Raw genomic sequence first — 18,292 nt, 5'->3', positions numbered from 1 at the left:
CGACAGGCCCTGGTCCCTAAAGGAGAGGACAATGGTTGCGGTAAGAAGTGCACATCTCAATAAAGCTGGGGAGTTTGACCCACAAAAATGGATCGCAAGTCTGGGAATTTCCAGCCAGCAGTCGTGTGAACGCTTAACCGAAACCTGGGCCTATTGTCTGCGCACCACGCAGGGGCATCCCGATGCCGATCTTCTCCTGTGGCGCGGCGTGGAGATGGTGGAAATCTTATCCATGCTGAACATGGATATCGAAACGCTGCAGGCCGCGCTTCTTTTCCCTCTGGCGGATGCAGACGTGGTCAGCGAAGACGTGCTGCGTGAGAGCGTCGGTAAATCCGTCGTCGCGCTGATCCACGGCGTGCGCGATATGGCGGCCATTCGTCAGCTTAAAGCCGCGCACACCGATTCCGTCTCCTCAGAACAGGTCGATAACGTTCGCCGGATGCTGCTGGCCATGGTGGATGATTTCCGCTGCGTGGTCATCAAGCTGGCCGAGCGTATTGCCCACCTGCGTGAGGTGAAGGATGCGCCGGAAGACGAGCGCGTGCTGGCTGCAAAAGAGTGTACAAACATCTATGCGCCGCTGGCGAACCGCTTGGGGATTGGCCAGCTGAAATGGGAGCTTGAAGATTACTGCTTCCGTTATCTGCACCCGGCGGAATATAAGCGCATTGCCAAACTCCTGCACGAGCGCCGTATCGACCGCGAGCACTATATCGATGAGTTCGTCGGCGGCCTGCGCCAGGCGATGAAAGAAGAGAACGTGCGCGCCGAAGTCTACGGTCGACCCAAGCACATCTACAGCATCTGGCGCAAGATGCAGAAGAAACACCTCGCCTTTGACGAGCTGTTTGACGTGCGCGCCGTGCGCATCGTGGCGGAGCGTCTGCAGGACTGCTACGCCGCGCTGGGTATAGTGCACACGCACTTCCGCCATCTGCCGGATGAGTTCGATGACTATGTCGCCAACCCGAAACCGAACGGATATCAGTCTATTCATACCGTGGTGCTGGGCCCCGGCGGCAAAACGGTTGAGATTCAGATCCGCACCAAACAGATGCACGAAGACGCCGAGCTGGGCGTCGCCGCGCACTGGAAATACAAGGAAGGCACCTCCGGCGGGGCGCGTTCTGGTCACGAAGACCGCATCGCCTGGCTGCGCAAGCTGATTGCGTGGCAGGAAGAGATGGCCGACTCGGGCGAGATGCTCGACGAAGTGCGCAGCCAGGTCTTTGACGATCGGGTCTATGTCTTTACCCCGAAAGGCGACGTTGTTGACCTGCCAGCGGGCTCTACGCCGCTCGATTTTGCCTACCACATCCACAGCGATGTGGGGCACCGCTGCATTGGGGCGAAAATTGGCGGGCGTATTGTACCGTTCACCTATCAGCTGCAGATGGGTGACCAGATTGAAATCATTACCCAGAAACAGCCCAACCCGAGCCGCGACTGGCTTAACCCGAACCTGGGCTACGTCACCACCAGCCGCGGGCGCTCGAAAATTCACGCCTGGTTCCGCAAGCAGGATCGGGACAAGAATATCCTTGCCGGTCGTCAAATCCTCGACGACGAGCTGGAACATATCGGGATCAGCCTGAAAGAGGCCGAGAAATTCCTGCTGCCGCGCTATAACTTCAACGAGCTTGACGAGCTGCTGGCGGCCATCGGCGGCGGAGATATCCGCCTGAATCAGATGGTGAACTTCCTGCAGGCGCAGTTCAATAAGCCAAGCGCGGAAGAGCAGGATGCGGCGGCGCTGAAGCAGCTGCAGCAGAAAACCTACGCGCCGCAGCAGCGCAGCAAAGACAACGGCCGCGTGGTGGTCGAGGGCGTGGGCAATCTGATGCACCACATCGCCCGCTGCTGCCAGCCTATTCCGGGCGACGATATCGTCGGATTTATCACCCAGGGACGCGGGATTTCGATTCACCGTTCCGACTGCGACCAGCTTGCCGAGCTTCAGTCCCATGCGCCGGAGCGCATCGTGGAAGCGGTCTGGGGTGAGAGCTATTCCGCTGGCTACTCGCTGGTGGTGCGCGTCACCGCTAACGACCGCAGCGGCCTGCTGCGCGACATCACGACTATTCTCGCCAACGAGAAGGTTAACGTGCTGGGCGTCGCCAGCCGCAGCGATACCCGCGAGCAGCTTGCCACCATCGATATGACTATCGAAATCTACAACCTGCAGGTGCTGGGCCGCGTGCTCGGTAAGCTGAACCAGGTGCCGGATGTGATTGACGCGCGTCGTCTGCACGGCGGATAAATACACTCTTCTGTAGGCCGGGTAAGGCTTTGCCGCCACCCGGCTTGTTTTTTAATGGAAAACACTATGACTCAAATCGACCGCCTGCTCGGCATCATGAAGCGCCTGCGCGACCCCGAAAACGGCTGCCCGTGGGACAAAGAGCAGACTTTCGCGACCATCGCCCCGTACACCCTTGAAGAGACCTATGAGGTGCTCGACGCTATTTCCCGCGAGGATTTCGACGACCTGCGCGGCGAGCTGGGCGACCTGCTGTTCCAGGTGGTGTTCTATGCGCAGATGGCGCAGGAAGAAGGGCGCTTTAACTTTGACGATATCTGCGCTGCCATCAGCGACAAGCTCGAGCGCCGCCATCCCCATATCTTCGGCGATGCCACTGCGGGCAACAGCGCGGAGGTGCTGACCCGCTGGGAGCAGATCAAAAGCGCCGAGCGGGCAGAGAAATCTCAGCACTCCGCGCTGGACGACATTCCGATGAGCCTGCCCGCGCTGATGCGCGCGCATAAAATCCAGAAACGCTGCTCCGCGGTGGGGTTTGACTGGACCTCCCTCGGCCCGGTGCTGGATAAAGTGCACGAAGAGATTGACGAAGTGATGCACGAAGCGCAGCAGGCGGTGGTGGATGAAGCGAAGCTTGAGGAAGAGATGGGCGACCTGCTGTTTGCGACCGTCAACCTTTCTCGCCACCTGGGTGTAAAAGCGGAAACGGCCCTGCAAAAAGCCAACATTAAATTCGAACGACGCTTTCGCGAAGTTGAGCGGATTGTCGCCTCGCGAGGCCTGGATATGACCGGAATTGACCTCGAGGCAATGGAAGACGTCTGGCAGGAAGTAAAGCGCCAGGAATCTGATCTCTAACGAGATTTTGCGATCAAGCGCAATTTGTGTGATTTTTTAAATGACAAGCGCTTGATTTGCGTCAAAAACATTTACCCAAAAGGGGCTATTTTCTCACTCCTTATGTTTGTCATGGCCTGGAATGGAGACGGAGAATGAAAGTTTGTGGCGCTCGCCGTGTTCGGGTATACTACTTTCCCGTCCTGGTTATTCCATCGTTTCACCCTAACTTCTCAGGTTCAGCATGACAACGAACTATATTTTTGTGACCGGCGGGGTCGTATCCTCTCTGGGTAAAGGCATTGCCGCAGCCTCCCTCGCAGCCATTCTTGAAGCCCGTGGCCTCAATGTGACCATGATGAAACTGGATCCGTACATCAACGTCGATCCTGGCACCATGAGCCCAACCCAACACGGGGAAGTGTTCGTTACTGAAGACGGCGCTGAAACCGATCTGGATCTTGGCCACTACGAGCGTTTCATCCGCACCAAAATGACCCGTCGCAACAACTTTACGACTGGCCGCATTTACTCTGACGTTCTGCGTAAAGAACGCCGCGGTGACTACCTGGGCGCGACCGTTCAGGTTATCCCACACATCACTAACGCCATCAAAGAGCGCGTCCTTGCCGGTGGCGAAGGGCATGACGTGGTGCTGGTTGAAATCGGCGGTACCGTGGGTGATATCGAATCCCTGCCGTTCCTCGAAGCGATTCGTCAGCTGGCGGTAGACATTGGTCGTGAACACGCCCTGTTCATGCACCTGACGCTGGTGCCGTACATGGCGGCTGCAGGTGAAGTGAAAACTAAACCGACTCAGCACTCCGTTAAAGAGCTTCTCTCTATCGGTATTCAGCCTGACATCCTGGTTTGCCGCTCCGATCGCGCCATTCCGGCGAACGAACGTGCGAAAATTGCATTGTTCTGTAACGTGCCTGAAAAAGCCGTTATTTCAATGAAAGATGTCGATTCCATTTATAAAATCCCGGGCCTGTTGAAATCGCAGGGCCTGGACGATTATATTTGTAAACGATTCAGCTTGAACTGTCCGGAAGCTAACCTGTCTGAATGGGAACAGGTTATTTACGAAGAAGCCAACCCGGCAGGCGAAGTGACTATCGGCATGGTCGGCAAGTACATTGAGCTGCCGGATGCCTATAAGTCAGTGATCGAAGCGTTGAAACACGGTGGTCTGAAGAACCGCGTCTCCGTGAACATCAAGCTGATTGATTCGCAGGATGTCGAAACGCGTGGCGTGGAAATTCTGAAAGATCTGGATGCTATCCTCATCCCTGGCGGCTTCGGCTACCGCGGTGTTGAAGGCAAGATCGCCACCGCGCGCTATGCGCGTGAAAACAATATTCCATACCTCGGCATCTGTCTGGGTATGCAGGTTGCGCTGATCGAATTTGCGCGCAACGTAGCGGGGATGGAAAACGCGAACTCTACGGAATTTGTGCCAGACTGTAAGTACCCTGTAGTGGCGCTGATTACGGAATGGCGTGACGAAGAAGGCAACGTCGAAGTCCGTACCGAGAAGAGCGATCTGGGTGGCACCATGCGTCTTGGCGCACAGGCCTGCCAGCTGTCCGACGATAGCGTGGTTCGCAAGCTGTATGGCGAGCCGATCATCACCGAGCGCCATCGTCACCGCTATGAAGTCAACAACATGCTGTTGAAACAAATTGAAGCTGCGGGCCTGCGCGTTGCGGGCCGCTCCGGGGATGATCAGTTAGTCGAGATCATTGAAGTGCCAAACCATCCGTGGTTTGTTGCCTGCCAGTTCCACCCGGAATTTACTTCAACGCCGCGTGACGGGCATCCGCTGTTTGCAGGCTTCGTGAAGGCCGCCAGCGAGTACCAGAAGCGTCAGGCGAAGTAAAAAAAGTTAGAACGGCAACGCGTACCCTGGGTACGCGTTGTTTGTCTGGAGTTTTAGTTTAACTTGTACTGAGGAAAATCTAATGTCCAAAATCGTTAAAGTCATCGGTCGTGAAATCATCGACTCCCGTGGTAACCCGACCGTTGAAGCCGAAGTTCATCTGGAAGGTGGTTTCGTCGGTATGGCAGCTGCTCCATCAGGTGCTTCTACAGGTTCCCGCGAAGCGCTGGAACTGCGCGATGGCGACAAATCTCGCTTCATGGGCAAAGGCGTACTGAAAGCGGTTGGCGCTGTAAACGGTCCTATTGCTCAGGCCATCATTGGCAAAGACGCTAAAGACCAGGCTGGCATCGACAAGATCATGATCGATCTGGACGGTACTGAAAACAAATCTAACTTCGGTGCGAACGCAATCCTGGCGGTTTCCCTGGCGAACGCCAAAGCAGCAGCGGCTGCGAAAGGTATGCCACTGTTCGAGCACATCGCTGAACTGAACGGCACCCCGGGCAAATACTCCATGCCTGTACCGATGATGAACATCATCAACGGTGGTGAGCACGCGGACAACAACGTTGATATTCAGGAATTCATGATTCAGCCAGTTGGCGCGAAATCCCTGAAAGAAGCGGTTCGTATGGGTTCTGAAGTGTTCCACAACCTGGCTAAAGTTCTGAAAGCTAAAGGTATGAACACTGCTGTGGGTGACGAAGGTGGCTATGCGCCAAACCTGGGTTCTAACGCAGAAGCGCTGGCTGTTATCGCTGAAGCGGTAAAAGCTGCGGGCTACGAGCTGGGCAAAGACATCACCCTGGCGATGGACTGTGCAGCATCTGAATTCTACAAAGACGGTAAATACGTTCTGGCTGGCGAAGGCAACAAAGCATTCACCTCCGAAGAGTTCACTCACTTCCTGGAAGACCTGACCAAACAGTACCCAATCGTGTCTATCGAAGACGGTCTGGACGAGTCTGACTGGGATGGCTTCGCATACCAGACTAAAGTACTGGGCGACAAAATCCAGCTGGTGGGTGACGACCTGTTCGTAACCAACACCAAGATCCTGAAAGAAGGTATCGAAAAAGGCATCGTTAACTCCATCCTGATCAAATTCAACCAGATCGGTTCTCTGACCGAAACCCTGGCTGCGATCAAAATGGCGAAAGACGCTGGCTATACTGCGGTTATCTCTCACCGTTCTGGCGAAACTGAAGACGCTACCATTGCCGACCTGGCTGTGGGTACCGCTGCAGGCCAGATCAAAACCGGTTCTATGAGCCGTTCTGACCGTGTTGCTAAATACAACCAGCTGATTCGTATCGAAGAAGCGCTGGGCGAAAAAGCTCCATACAACGGTCGTAAAGAGATCAAAGGCCAGGCATAATTGCCTAAGCCTTGAAATGAAAATGCCAGTCGAAAGACTGGCATTTTTTTTGGCTATTTAAAATCGACCGCCATTTGCTCCGGAATGGTCAGCCCCTGGGTGGTTTGCACGCAGCGGGCGATATAATCCGTAAACCGGGGTGGCTTCGGCATCCCCATGCTCAGCAGCTTATCGTTGCTGAAGCGCACGTTCAGCGTGGCAAACGCACCGTATAACCGCATGGCCTTCAGCATCAGACGCTCGTTGCACGGGCCAAAAATATGCTTCAGCTCGCGGCGCATTCTGACCAGCGTTTCATAGCTGACCTGCGCATACTTATCCCCAACGGGGGCTTTCTCCAGCGCCTGCGCCATGGCCTGATCGATATCCGCAAAGCGAACGCTGTTCTCTTCACCGGCAGAAATGTGTACCACTTCCCCCGGACGCGCGTTGCTGTTCAGCAGCATCAATAGCGCATCGGCGCAATAATCCACCGGAACAACGTCGATCCTGTCTTCCATGGAGCACATAAACTTCTGCAGCATCAGGCCCATGCTAAAGACCCAGAAAATGCTGCTCGACGGCGTGCAGCCGTGGCGGGTATGGCCGACAACGATGGACGGGCGGGCGATGAGCAGCGGCAGGTTCGGACATTCCAGGCGCATCAGCTGTTCGATGGTTGACTTCGAAAACGTGTATTCCACCAGGTGTTCAGCATTCTCTCTGAACTCTGCGCTTTCGGCGACCAGGGAATCCTGCTCAGGCGTGCATGACATTGCGGTACCGACGTGGAGGAAACGCTGAAGCCCTGTGACCTGCTCCATGCGGCGCGCCAGCGCGAGCGTACCCTCGACGTTGACCTTCCAGATCAGCGGGTTATTACCAAATGAGGCAACGGCCGCGCAGTTCAGGACATGCGTAACCCGATCCAGGCGGGGATCGTTCAGGAAGCCTTCAGGATGGCTAAGGTCGCCAATCAATATATTATCCACGTTCAGGGAGGCCAGTTTGTCCTCGGGAACGTTGAACTTACGCATGTTTTCCAGCACGCGCTCCAGCCCGCTTTGCGGATCGCCGGCACGCGCGAGCAAAAGGAGTTCTACGGATCGATCGTTGGTCAGGATTTTTTCAAGTACTGCACCGCCCAGAAACCCAGTCACGCCTGTAATCAATAGCATCTTCATTAATACCGTCTCATTATGATTGATGAGGCGGATTGTAGGCGCGCAAAAGTAAACGGCATTTAAATAATAAATCGCCGTTCCAGACAGCATCTTAAGCTTATTTTAAGGAAAGGAAATTAGGTGGAAATATTGGACATTACCGGAAGGGTAAAAATTCACTCTATTAAAATTTAAATTTTAACTACTTGAAAATAATGATTTTTACTGGGATTCACCCCTGGTGGGTAACGTAATTCAAAGTGTAATAAATATAATAATTTGTTACACCAAACATTTACCAAATAAATGCGTTAAACCTGACTTAACGAAAATCAGACGACATACGTCGCAGGCTAATTTATTTAGCCTGCGACGGTTTTTTTTAAAGTAACAGGGGAAGCGTGGCGCTGGCTGTTTGCTGGCTAACGTCGCCGTAATGACCGTCCAGCGCAATCATGGAGGTGGTCAGCAGCTCGACCAGCAGCATGACTCCAACCTTAGCATTGAGCGCGCCCGCGCTAAGCGGCCCCTCGGGTTTGGCGGCAACCAGCTGCATGTCGCTCAGGGACGCCAGCGGGCTGCGGGGCGTATTGCTGAGCGCCAGAACCTTCACGCCGCGCTTGCGGGCAAGCTTCACTACGTGGAGTAAATCCCGCGTTGAACCGGAACTGGAGATAGCCACGACCAGGGTCTCTTTTGAAAGCGTTGTCGCATTCATGGCCGCGCGGTGCATATCGCTAAACAGCTGGGCAGGCTTACCCAGACGCAACAGCTTATAGTGCAGATATTCCCCGAGGATCGCGCTGGCCGCAACGCCATAAATCTGCACCGACTGCGCCTGATGCAGCGCCAGTGCGGCCTTTTCAAGCAGCGTGCGGTCGAGGAGCCGGGCGGTATCCTGCAAAGCCTGCACCGACTCATCCACTACGCTATCAATCTCATCCCCCGCCTGGCGGACGGGCTGACCCTGCTGAATATCCAGCGCAAGCGCCATTTTAAATTCGTTATAGCCTTTGCAGCCCAGCGTGCGGCAAAGACGCGTCACGCTGGCCTCGCTGGTGTGGCTCTCGCGCGCCAGCTCGGTGATCGTCAGGTAGAGCACCCGGGCTGGATCGCTGAGGACAAACTCACCGAGTTTTTGTTGCGTCGGGCTATACCCGGAAGCCTCCTGGCGTAGCTTCAGCAGCAGGTTTTCATTGTCTGACATGCTCGATCCTTAATGCGTTTCTCTGCGACTAGTGTGGCGGAAAGCGGGGGAGAGATGCCAGTCATTTTGAAAAAGTATGATCGTCGTCCTGGTTATTGATGATAATTTTCACTATTAAATATTTATATGGTAAAAATTTTCATCTAATAATGGGGAGATGAAAAAATGATGCAAATATTCAGTGGGGCTTCTTCGGGGGGATGGTTTGAAAAAGCGCAGCGCTTTGGCAAATCCTTTATGTTGCCCATCGCCGTGCTGCCTGCGGCGGGTCTGCTGCTGGGGATAGGCGGCGCGTTATCCAATCCCAATACGCTGGCGGCTTATCCGTTTTTAGACGTGGGCTGGCTGCAGGCCATTTTCACCATCATGAGCAGCGCGGGTTCGATCGTGTTTGCGAACCTCTCGGTGCTGTTTGCGGTGGGGGTTGCCGTCGGGCTGGCAAAAAGCGACAAGGGCACGGCCGGGCTGGCGGCGCTCCTCGCGTTTCTGGTGATGAATGCCACCATCAACGCGCTGCTGATCCTCACCGGCAAACTGGCGCACGAGAGCCCGGGCGCCGTGGGGCAGGGCATGACGCTGGGCATTCAGACGCTGGAAACCGGCGTCTTTGGCGGCGTGGTGATTGGGCTGGTGACCTGCGCGCTCCATCATCGGTTTAATAAAATTGCGCTTCCGCAGTTCCTCGGGTTCTTTGGCGGCTCGCGCTTTGTCCCGATTATCAGCTCGCTGGCGGCGATCCTCGTCGGCGCGCTCATGACCGTGGTCTGGCCGCATTTTCAGACGCTGATCTTTGGCCTCGGTGGGCTGGTGGACGCCACCGGCTATCTGGGCACCCTGCTGTACGGCTTCATCTTGCGCATGCTGGGGCCGTTTGGTTTGCACCACATCTTCTATCTGCCGTTCTGGACCACCGCGCTCGGCGGCAGCGAGATCGTCAATGGTCATCTGGTGGAGGGCACGCAGCGGATCTTCTTCGCCCAGTTGGCCGATCCGACCACGCGTCAGTTTTATGAAGGCACGTCGCGCTTCATGTCCGGGCGCTTTATTACGATGATGTTTGGCCTGCTCGGCGCGTGCCTGGCGATGTACCACACCGCCAGGCCTGAAAACAAAAAGCGCGTTGCCGGGCTGCTGCTCTCTGCGGCGTTAACCTCGTTCCTGACCGGGATTACCGAGCCTATCGAGTTCTCCTTCCTGTTTATTGCGCCGGTGCTTTACGTCATTCATGCGCTGTTTGATGGGCTGGCCTTCATGCTTGCGCACATGCTGCATATCACGATCGGACAAACCTTCTCCGGCGGCTTCATCGACTTCGTGCTGTTCGGCATTTTGCAGGGGGAGGCCAAAACCCACTGGATGTTCGTTCCGCTGGTCGGCGTGCCGTGGTTCTTCCTTTACTACTTCACCTTCCGCTACCTGATTAACCGCTTTGATTTCGCCACGCCGGGCCGTGAAAAGGCGGCGACGGTTGATGAAGTGAGCCTCCCGCAAAGCGAGCGCGCTGCGGCGGTGATCGCCGGGTTAGGCGGAAAGGACAATCTGGACGAGGTCGACTGCTGCGCCACGCGCCTTCGCGTTACGGTCAAAGACGGCAGCAAGGTGAATGAGGCGGCGCTGAAAGCCACCGGCGCGCGCGGCGTTATCGTGCGCGGCAACGGCGTTCAGGTCATTTATGGCCCGCACGTCACCATTATCAAAAATGAAGTGGAAGAGAGCTTATCGTAATGAAAACTGTACTGGATAACCTGAAGGGAAAACTGGTCGTCTCCTGTCAGGCGCTGGAACATGAACCGCTGCACAGCCCGTTTATTATGTCGCGGATGGCGCTCGCTGCCGCGCAGGGCGGGGCGGCGGCTATCCGCGCTAACAGCGTGGTGGATATTGTAGCCATTAAGGAGCAGGTCTCTTTGCCGGTTATCGGCATCATCAAGCGTGACTATCCCGGTAGCGACGTGTTCATTACCGCGACGATGAAAGAGGTGGATGAGCTCATGACGGTTGCGCCGGAAATCATTGCCCTTGATGCCACGGCGAGGGAGCGTCCCGGTGGGGATTCCCTGGAAGCGCTGGTCACGCGCATCCGCTCGCGCTATCCCGCGGTATTGCTGATGGCGGATATTGCCACGGTCGAAGAGGCCGTGACGGCGCAGGCGCTGGGCTTTGACTGCGTCGGCACCACGCTTTACGGCTATACGGCCGAAACGGCGGGCCATTCGCTTCCCGACAATGACTGCGCGTTCCTGAAGGCAGTCCTCGCTGCCGTGACGGTGCCCGTGGTGGCCGAAGGCAACGTCGATACGCCTGAACGCGCGGCCAGATGCCTTGCGCTGGGTGCGCATACGGTTGTTGTCGGCGGCGCAATCACCCGTCCGCAGCAAATCACTGAACGCTTTATGGCGGCGATTGGCGCGCAAAGCACCGATGGAGCATGACCATCCGGCGGGGATCTGCGATACTTATCGTTTATCCCCTTAACTGAGATGACTATGCAGTACCCGATTAACGAGATGTTCCAGACCCTGCAAGGCGAGGGTTACTTTACCGGCGTTCCCGCTATTTTCATTCGCTTACAGGGATGCCCGGTTGGCTGTGCCTGGTGTGATACCAAACATACGTGGGATAAGCTCGCAGATCGGGAAGTGTCGCTGTTTAGCATTCTGGCGAAAACCAAAGAGAGCGATAAGTGGGGCGCGGGCAGTTCAGAAGATCTGCTGGCCATTATTGGTCGTCAGGGCTGGACGGCGCGCCACGTCGTGATCACCGGCGGTGAACCCTGCATCCACGATCTGACGCCGCTGACCGAGCTGCTCGAAAAGAACGGCTACAGCTGCCAGATTGAAACCAGCGGCACCCACGAAGTGCGCTGTTCGCACGCGACCTGGGTGACGGTATCGCCAAAAGTGAATATGCGCGGCGGGTATGACGTGCTGTCTCAGGCGCTGGAGCGCGCGGATGAGATTAAGCACCCGGTAGGGCGCGTGCGCGATATTGAAGCGCTGGATGAACTGCTGGCCACGCTGACGGATGAAAAGCAGCGGGTGATTGCCCTGCAGCCTATCAGCCAGAAAGAGGATGCGACGCGCCTGTGCATTGAAACCTGTATTGCGCGCAACTGGCGTCTGTCGATGCAGACGCACAAGTACCTGAATATTGCCTAAAAAAAAGCCCGGTGGCGCTAGCGCTTACCGGGCCTACGGTTCGAGGCTTTTGTAGGCCGGGTAAGGCGAAGCCGCCACCCGGCAAGCATCACTCCCCGCGATAGATACAGCCAGCGGTACAGGTCTCTTTGATCATCACCGCGCTCAGCAGCGGTACCAGCGGCTTCATCTGATCCCAAATCCATTTTGCCAGCACTTCGCTGGTCGGGTTTTCAAGGCCCGGGATCTCATTCAGGTAGTAGTGATCCAGACGATCGTAGGTCGGCTTAAACGCCGCCTTCAGCTCGGCAAAATCCATGATCCAACCGGTATGCGGATCAACTTCACCGGTGATCTCAAGACGCACCATGAACGAATGCCCGTGCAGACGGCCACATTTGTGTCCGGCAGGAACGTGTGGAAGGTGGTGGGCGGCTTCGAAGGTGAAATCTTTAAACAGTGTGGTGGACATGATCGCTCTCAGTAATGCGGAAAAAACCGCCGCATAGTACCGGAAAGCACAATTTTTAGCATTAACTAAAACGGCTCTGAAGCCTGGCGTCTCGTTAACAGGCGTTTTTTGTTGTTTTTATCGATGTTTTTCAGTGGGTTAATTAATCGTTTTTATCGCTAAGCGTGACAACCAAAACAGGTTAGTCCATTTGGTTATTTATTATTTCCATCCCTTCTTTAATTGTTATTATCCTCGCCGTTAACCTTATCTTCAGTTTGGATTTATTCGCTTAAAGTCCGCTTGGCTACTGGAACATAACGACGCATGACAACACAGGCCCCACCTTCAAATCTGCTTCCCCTGAACCCGGAGCAACTGGCGCGCCTTCAGGCTGCCACCTCTGATTTTTCTCCCACTCAGCTTGCCTGGGTCTCCGGTTATTTCTGGGGAATGCTTAATCAGCAGCCTGGCGCTGTCGCGGGCGCACCGGCAACGGCTGTGGAAATTCCCGCTATTACGCTGATTTCCGCCTCGCAGACGGGCAACGCCCGCCGCGTGGCCGAGCGGCTTCGCGACGACCTGCTCGCTGCCAAGCTGAACGTGAACCTGGTCAACGCCGGGGATTATAAATTCAAGCAAATCGCGTCGGAAAAACTGCTGGTGGTGGTTGCCTCCACGCAGGGTGAAGGTGAACCCGCTGAAGAAGCGGTGGCGCTGCATAAGTTCCTGTTCTCGAAAAAAGCGCCGAAGCTGGACGGTACGGCGTTTGCCGTATTTGGCCTGGGCGATACCTCCTATGAATTCTTCTGCCAGTCCGGCAAAGACTTCGACAGCAGGCTGGCGGAGCTGGGCGCGGAGCGCCTGCTGGACCGCGTTGACGCGGATGTCGAATACCAGGCCGCCGCCGATGAATGGCGTGCGCGCATCGTTGAGGTGCTAAAAGCGCGCGTGCCGAAAGAGACGTCGGCGCAGGCCGCGTTCACCGCGACGGGAGCCGTTAACGACATCCACACCAGCCCGTACACCAAAGAGGCGCCGCTGACGGCAAGCCTGTCGGTGAACCAGAAAATTACCGGCCGCGACTCGGAAAAAGACGTCCGTCATATCGAAATCGATCTGGGCGATTCCGGTCTGCGCTACCAGCCTGGCGATGCGCTGGGCGTCTGGTATCAGAACGATCCGGCGCTGGTGAAAGAGCTGGTTGAGCTGCTGTGGCTTAAGGGCGACGAGCCCGTCACCGTTGACGGCAAAACCCAGCCGCTTTCCGACGCCCTGCAGTGGCACTTTGAACTGACGGTCAACACCCCGAACATCGTCGAGAATTATGCCACCCTCACGCGCAGTGAATCCCTGCTGCCGCTGGTGGGCGACAAAGCGAAGCTGCAGCATTACGCCGCGACGACGCCGATTGTCGACATGGTGCGCTTCTCTCCGGCACAGCTGGATGCCGATGCGCTGATCGGCCTGCTGCGTCCGCTGACCCCGCGCCTCTACTCCATTGCTTCATCCCAGGCCGAAGTGGAGAGTGAAGTGCATGTTACCGTCGGCGTGGTGCGCTACGACATCGAAGGCCGCGCCCGTGCGGGTGGGGCATCAAGTTTCCTGGCGGACCGCGTGGAGGAAGAGGGTGAAGTGCGCGTGTTTATCGAGCACAACGACAACTTCCGCCTGCCGGCGAACCCGGAAACTCCGGTGATCATGATCGGCCCGGGCACCGGCATTGCGCCGTTCCGCGCCTTTATGCAGCAGCGCGCGGCAGACGAGGCGCCGGGTAAAAACTGGCTGTTCTTCGGCAACCCGCACTTCACCGAAGATTTCCTCTACCAGGTTGAGTGGCAGCGCTATGTGAAAGAAGGCGTGCTGACCCGCATCGATCTGGCCTGGTCCCGCGACCAGAAAGAAAAAGTATACGTACAAGACAAACTGCGCGAACAGGGCGCAGAGCTGTGGCGCTGGATCAATGACGGTGCCCACATTTATGTCTGCGGCGACGCCAATCGCATGGCGAAAGACGTTGAGCAGGCACTGCTGGAAGTGATTGCCGAATTCGGCGGTATGGATGCCGAAACGGCGGATGAATTTTTAAGTGAGCTGCGCGTTGAGCGCCGTTATCAGCGAGATGTCTACTAATGAGCGAAAAACATCCAGGGCCACTGGTGGTCGAAGGTAAACTGACAGACGCCGAGCGCATGAAGGTAGAGAGCAACTACCTGCGCGGCACCATTGCTGAAGATCTGAATGACGGTCTCACCGGCGGCTTCAAAGGCGACAACTTCCTGCTGATCCGTTTCCACGGTATGTACCAGCAGGACGACCGCGATATCCGCGCCGAGCGCGCCGAACAGAAGCTGGAGCCGCGTCACGCGATGCTGCTGCGCTGCCGCCTGCCGGGCGGGGTGATCACCACTAAACAGTGGCAAGCCATCGACAAGTTCGCGGGTGAAAACACGATTTACGGCAGCATCCGCCTGACCAACCGTCAGACCTTCCAGTTCCACGGCATTCTGAAGAAGAACGTCAAGCCGGTGCACCAGATGCTGCACTCCGTCGGGCTGGACGCGCTGGCGACCGCCAACGACATGAACCGTAACGTGCTCTGCACCTCGAACCCGTACGAGTCCGAGCTGCACGCCGAAGCGTACGAGTGGGCGAAGAAGATCTCCGAGCACCTGCTGCCGCGCACCCGCGCCTATGCGGAGATCTGGCTCGATCAGGAGAAAGTCGCGACCACCGACGAAGAGCCGATTCTCGGCCAGACCTATCTGCCGCGTAAGTTTAAAACCACGGTCGTGATCCCGCCGCAAAACGATATCGACCTGCACGCCAACGACATGAACTTCGTGGCGATTGCCGAAAACGGCAAGCTGGTCGGCTTTAACCTGCTGGTGGGCGGGGGTCTGTCCATCGAGCACGGTAACAAGAAAACCTACGCCCGCACTGCGAGCGAGTTCGGCTTCCTGCCGCTGGAGCACACGCTGGCCGTGGCGGAAGCGGTGGTGACGACCCAGCGCGACTGGGGCAACCGCACCGACCGTAAAAACGCGAAAACCAAATACACTCTGGAGCGCGTGGGCGTCGAGACGTTCAAAGAAGAAGTTGAGCGTCGCGCGGGCATCAAGTTTGAGCCGATCCGCCCTTACGAATTCACCGGCCGCGGCGATCGCATTGGCTGGGTGAAAGGCATCGACAATAAATGGCACCTGACGCTGTTTATCGAAAACGGCCGTATTCTGGATTATCCGGACCGTCCGCTGAAAACCGGCCTGCTGGAAATCGCGAAAATCCACAAGGGCGAGTTCCGCATTACCGCCAACCAGAACCTGATCGTTGCCGGCGTGCCGGAGAGCCAGAAGGCGAAAATCGAGAAGCTGGCGCGCGATCATGGGTTGATGGATGCGGTTAAACCGCAGCGTGAAAACTCCATGGCCTGCGTGTCGTTCCCGACCTGCCCGCTGGCGATGGCCGAAGCGGAACGTTTCCTGCCGTCATTTACCGACAAGGTGGAAGCGATTCTGGAAAAACACGGCATTCCGGACGAGCATATTGTTATGCGCGTGACGGGCTGTCCGAACGGCTGCGGCCGCGCGATGCTGGCCGAGCTGGGGCTGGTGGGGAAAGCGCCGGGTCGCTATAACCTGCACCTGGGCGGTAACCGTATCGGCACGCGCATTCCGCGCATGTTCCGTGAGAACATCACCGAGCCGGAAATTCTTGATTCCATCGACGAGCTTGTCGGGCGCTGGGCGAAAGAGCGCGAAGCGGGTGAAGGCTTCGGCGACTTTACGGTGCGTGCGGGCATCATTCGCCCGGTGCTCGATCCCGCAAGGGATTTCTGGGAGTAACCACGAGAGGTAATTATGTCCGTACTCGATCTAAACGCCCTTAATGACCTGCCAAAAGTCGAACGCATTCTGGCACTGGCAGAAACCAACGCCCACCTTGAAAAGCTGGACGCCGAAGGGCGCGTGGCCTGGGCGCTGGAAAACCTGCCGGGAGACTATGTGCTCTCGTCGAGCTTTGGTATTCAGGCGGCGGTCAGCCTGCATCTGGTGAATCAGATCCGTCCGGACATTCCGGTGATCCTCACCGACACCGGCTACCTGTTCCCGGAAACCTACCAGTTTATTGACGAGCTGACGGACAGGCTCGGGCTGAACCTGAAAGTCTACCGCGCGACGGAAAGCGCGGCCTGGCAGGAGGCGCGCTACGGCAAGCTGTGGGAGCAGGGCGTTGAGGGCATTGAGAAATACAATGAGATCAACAAAGTCGAGCCGATGAACCGGGCGCTGAAAGAGCTTAACGCGCAGACGTGGTTTGCGGGCCTGCGCCGCGAGCAGTCCGGCAGCCGGGCCACGCTGCCCGTGCTGGCGGTTCAGCGCGGGGTCTTTAAGGTGCTGCCGATAATCGACTGGGATAACCGGACGGTGTATCAGTACCTGCAAAAACACGGGCTGAAGTACCATCCGCTGTGGGACCAGGGCTACCTGTCGGTGGGCGACACCCACACCACGCGCAAATGGGAACCGGGAATGGCGGAAGAAGAGACGCGATTCTTTGGGCTGAAGCGCGAGTGCGGATTGCACGAAGGGTAATTCCTTAACCTCCCCCTCACCCTAACTCTCTCCCCAAAGGAGAGAGGGGATTGCTCGGAGCCGTCTTTTCTCCCTCGCCCCTTTGGGGAGAGGGCAGGGGCGAGGGGAAAATAAGTACTAGGCTTTCCCCGCTTTCGCCAGCTCCTTCACCAGCGGCAGCATCACCTTCACCACGTCCCGGCTGCGGTGCTCAATCCGCTGCGGCAGCGCGCTGTCAATGTGCTGCTGATTATCCAGCATCACGTTGTGCCAGCTTGTCCCGTCCGGGAAGGCTTTCGTTTTCGCCCGCTGCTGATAGCCATCTTTCTTGCCCAGCGCCCAGTTTGTCGCTTCCACGTACAGCACCGGAATGCCTGCCTTATCGAACACTTCGCCGTCGTTGCAGCAGCCGGTGCCTCGCGGATAATCCGGGTTCCCGCCGGGATTGCTGGTGGCATATACGCCATGGCTGCGGGCAATAGCCAGCGCCCGGTCGCGCGTCAGTTTCCGCACGGTACCCGGCGTACTCTGCCCGCTGTTGAAATAGAGCTTGTCGCCGACGATCAGGTTATCGAGATTGATCACCAGCAGCGTATTTTTCTTCTCCTCAGCGCTCATGCGCTTAAGGAGATTCTCAGCGCCGAGTTTGCCCTCTTCTTCACCGCTGGTGGCCACAAAACGAATGCCATACCGGGTGGGGATATCTTTCATCCGCTCGGCCAGTTCAAGCATCACGCCCAGGCCTGCAGCGTTGTCGTCCATGCCCTGCAGCGTCAGCCCGCTGAGATTGTTATCCGTGTCGGCATCGCTCATCGGGGCGTAAGTATCAAGGTGCGCCATAATAATAATTTGCTCTTTTGCGCTGCCTTCGTGTGCCGCAATCACCGTACTGCCGGTCACGTTATGCCAGTTTTTCGTTTTATTTCGTGAGGTATAAACGTAGCGGCTGTGAAACGACCGGATATCGCTCTGGTAACCCATGTCGGCAAACTGCTGGCGAAGATAGTCGGCGGAGAGCATTTCCGCAGGCGAGCCGGTCATGCGGCCAGGGAAGACCGTGGCAATATGCCGAGCCTGCATATTGGCGATTTCACCATAAGGTGGGTTTTTTGCCTGAGCGGGAAGAATAAAGCAAACGCCGAGCGCCAGGGCAGCAATACGGTGGCGCATTGCGGAAAACATAGTGAGTCCTTAAAAACAGAGCAAAATAATAACCCGTCTAGTATGAAACTGTGATCGTCCATACACAATTTGAATTGTTCTTAAATGCCCGAAATGTCGCGTGTTAAGCACTTTTTGGTATTAGCATTTTCACGGCGTTATTCCATTGAGTAACTACTCATTCCAATTCGTAATTTCATTCGGTCTAAGCCGCCCCCTATAGTCCCTTTATTCCTCGTTGTTAGTGAGTTGTTGCT

General features: G+C 56.5%; 14 protein-coding genes. 10 read left to right on the top strand and 4 right to left on the bottom strand.

Going from position 1 to position 18,292, the window contains the following annotated elements; translation table 11 throughout:
* Positions 1 to 31: 31 nt before the first annotated feature.
* The 4 genes from relA to eno all read left to right on the top strand — a co-directional run bounded on the left by relA (position 32) and on the right by eno (position 6,363).
* Positions 32 to 2,263: a GTP diphosphokinase gene (gene relA, locus FY206_RS19630; protein WP_032643126.1), complete on the top strand. Its 2,232-nt coding sequence runs from the start codon at positions 32 to 34 to the stop codon at positions 2,261 to 2,263.
* A 66-nt stretch (positions 2,264 to 2,329) separates the two neighbouring features.
* On the top strand, positions 2,330 to 3,121 hold the full coding sequence (gene mazG / locus FY206_RS19625; protein ID WP_032643125.1) for a nucleoside triphosphate pyrophosphohydrolase: 792 nt from the start codon (positions 2,330 to 2,332) through the stop codon (positions 3,119 to 3,121).
* Positions 3,122 to 3,344: 223 nt separating this feature from the next.
* Positions 3,345 to 4,982 (top strand): glutamine hydrolyzing CTP synthase, encoded by a 1,638-nt coding sequence (gene pyrG, locus FY206_RS19620; RefSeq protein ID WP_032643123.1) that lies wholly within the window; start codon positions 3,345 to 3,347, stop codon positions 4,980 to 4,982.
* Between the two features lie 82 nt (positions 4,983 to 5,064).
* Positions 5,065 to 6,363 carry a phosphopyruvate hydratase gene (gene eno, locus FY206_RS19615; RefSeq protein ID WP_014885045.1) on the top strand — a complete coding sequence of 433 codons (1,299 nt, stop codon included), beginning with the start codon at positions 5,065 to 5,067 and terminating at the stop codon, positions 6,361 to 6,363.
* A gap of 53 nt (positions 6,364 to 6,416) precedes the next feature.
* Here eno and FY206_RS19610 read toward each other — a convergent pair whose 3' ends face one another.
* Together FY206_RS19610 and FY206_RS19605 are read right to left on the bottom strand one after the other, a co-directional pair.
* The gene (locus tag FY206_RS19610) at positions 6,417 to 7,526 is read right to left on the bottom strand and encodes an SDR family oxidoreductase (protein ID WP_032643121.1); all 1,110 of its coding nucleotides are present in this window, start codon (positions 7,524 to 7,526) and stop codon (positions 6,417 to 6,419) included.
* Between the two features lie 361 nt (positions 7,527 to 7,887).
* Positions 7,888 to 8,712, bottom strand: coding sequence for a MurR/RpiR family transcriptional regulator (locus FY206_RS19605; protein WP_032643119.1), 825 nt, complete (start codon positions 8,710 to 8,712; stop codon positions 7,888 to 7,890).
* 165 nt (positions 8,713 to 8,877) lie between these two features.
* Between FY206_RS19605 and FY206_RS19600 the strand changes: the two genes are divergently transcribed.
* The 3 genes from FY206_RS19600 to queE are packed head-to-tail and all read left to right on the top strand — an operon-like array spanning position 8,878 to position 11,870.
* A complete protein-coding gene (locus FY206_RS19600; protein ID WP_077064199.1) occupies positions 8,878 to 10,437 on the top strand; it encodes a PTS transporter subunit EIIC in 1,560 nt (519 codons plus the stop codon).
* Positions 10,437 to 11,144 (top strand): N-acetylmannosamine-6-phosphate 2-epimerase, encoded by a 708-nt coding sequence (locus FY206_RS19595; protein ID WP_032643115.1) that lies wholly within the window; start codon positions 10,437 to 10,439, stop codon positions 11,142 to 11,144. Before FY206_RS19600 ends, FY206_RS19595 begins: the two co-directional genes overlap by 1 nt.
* Before the next feature lie 54 nt (positions 11,145 to 11,198).
* On the top strand, positions 11,199 to 11,870 hold the full coding sequence (gene queE / locus FY206_RS19590) for a 7-carboxy-7-deazaguanine synthase QueE (RefSeq protein ID WP_032643113.1): 672 nt from the start codon (positions 11,199 to 11,201) through the stop codon (positions 11,868 to 11,870).
* 88 nt (positions 11,871 to 11,958) lie between these two features.
* Here the strand turns inward: queE and queD are convergent, their stop codons facing one another.
* Positions 11,959 to 12,321, bottom strand: coding sequence for a 6-carboxytetrahydropterin synthase QueD (queD, locus tag FY206_RS19585; protein WP_032643111.1), 363 nt, complete (start codon positions 12,319 to 12,321; stop codon positions 11,959 to 11,961).
* Between the two features lie 306 nt (positions 12,322 to 12,627).
* On the opposite strand from queD, the gene cysJ reads away from it, so the two are divergent.
* From cysJ to cysH, 3 genes are read left to right on the top strand one after another with little or no spacing between them, the layout of a single operon-like run.
* The gene (gene cysJ / locus FY206_RS19580) at positions 12,628 to 14,433 is read left to right on the top strand and encodes an NADPH-dependent assimilatory sulfite reductase flavoprotein subunit (protein WP_032643109.1); all 1,806 of its coding nucleotides are present in this window, start codon (positions 12,628 to 12,630) and stop codon (positions 14,431 to 14,433) included.
* Entirely contained in the window at positions 14,433 to 16,145 is a 1,713-nt protein-coding gene (gene cysI / locus FY206_RS19575; protein WP_032643107.1) for an assimilatory sulfite reductase (NADPH) hemoprotein subunit, read from the top strand. Before cysJ ends, cysI begins: the two co-directional genes overlap by 1 nt.
* A gap of 15 nt (positions 16,146 to 16,160) precedes the next feature.
* The gene (gene cysH / locus FY206_RS19570) at positions 16,161 to 16,895 is read left to right on the top strand and encodes a phosphoadenosine phosphosulfate reductase (RefSeq protein WP_032643105.1); all 735 of its coding nucleotides are present in this window, start codon (positions 16,161 to 16,163) and stop codon (positions 16,893 to 16,895) included.
* Positions 16,896 to 17,012: 117 nt separating this feature from the next.
* Here the strand turns inward: cysH and FY206_RS19565 are convergent, their stop codons facing one another.
* A complete protein-coding gene (locus FY206_RS19565) occupies positions 17,013 to 18,056 on the bottom strand; it encodes an aminopeptidase (RefSeq protein ID WP_077064200.1) in 1,044 nt (347 codons plus the stop codon).
* Positions 18,057 to 18,292 lie beyond the last annotated feature (236 nt).

Origin of the sequence: Enterobacter chengduensis, assembly GCF_001984825.2 — a bacterium.
Classification (GTDB): domain Bacteria; phylum Pseudomonadota; class Gammaproteobacteria; order Enterobacterales; family Enterobacteriaceae; genus Enterobacter; species Enterobacter chengduensis.
The sequence above is the reverse complement of the archived record's forward strand: the minus strand, read 5'-3'. Positions and strand labels throughout refer to the sequence as shown.

Coding starts and splice junctions, on each gene's coding strand:
- eno (WP_014885045.1), top strand. CDS start 5,065: ATGTCCAAAATCGTTAAAGTCATCGGTCGTGAAATCATCGACTCCCGT.
- queD (WP_032643111.1), bottom strand. CDS start 12,321: ATGTCCACCACACTGTTTAAAGATTTCACCTTCGAAGCCGCCCACCAC.
- relA (WP_032643126.1), top strand. CDS start 32: ATGGTTGCGGTAAGAAGTGCACATCTCAATAAAGCTGGGGAGTTTGAC.
- cysH (WP_032643105.1), top strand. CDS start 16,161: ATGTCCGTACTCGATCTAAACGCCCTTAATGACCTGCCAAAAGTCGAA.
- queE (WP_032643113.1), top strand. CDS start 11,199: ATGCAGTACCCGATTAACGAGATGTTCCAGACCCTGCAAGGCGAGGGT.
- cysJ (WP_032643109.1), top strand. CDS start 12,628: ATGACAACACAGGCCCCACCTTCAAATCTGCTTCCCCTGAACCCGGAG.
- pyrG (WP_032643123.1), top strand. CDS start 3,345: ATGACAACGAACTATATTTTTGTGACCGGCGGGGTCGTATCCTCTCTG.
- FY206_RS19595 (WP_032643115.1), top strand. CDS start 10,437: ATGAAAACTGTACTGGATAACCTGAAGGGAAAACTGGTCGTCTCCTGT.
- cysI (WP_032643107.1), top strand. CDS start 14,433: ATGAGCGAAAAACATCCAGGGCCACTGGTGGTCGAAGGTAAACTGACA.
- FY206_RS19605 (WP_032643119.1), bottom strand. CDS start 8,712: ATGTCAGACAATGAAAACCTGCTGCTGAAGCTACGCCAGGAGGCTTCC.
- FY206_RS19600 (WP_077064199.1), top strand. CDS start 8,878: ATGATGCAAATATTCAGTGGGGCTTCTTCGGGGGGATGGTTTGAAAAA.
- FY206_RS19610 (WP_032643121.1), bottom strand. CDS start 7,526: ATGAAGATGCTATTGATTACAGGCGTGACTGGGTTTCTGGGCGGTGCA.
- mazG (WP_032643125.1), top strand. CDS start 2,330: ATGACTCAAATCGACCGCCTGCTCGGCATCATGAAGCGCCTGCGCGAC.
- FY206_RS19565 (WP_077064200.1), bottom strand. CDS start 18,056: ATGTTTTCCGCAATGCGCCACCGTATTGCTGCCCTGGCGCTCGGCGTT.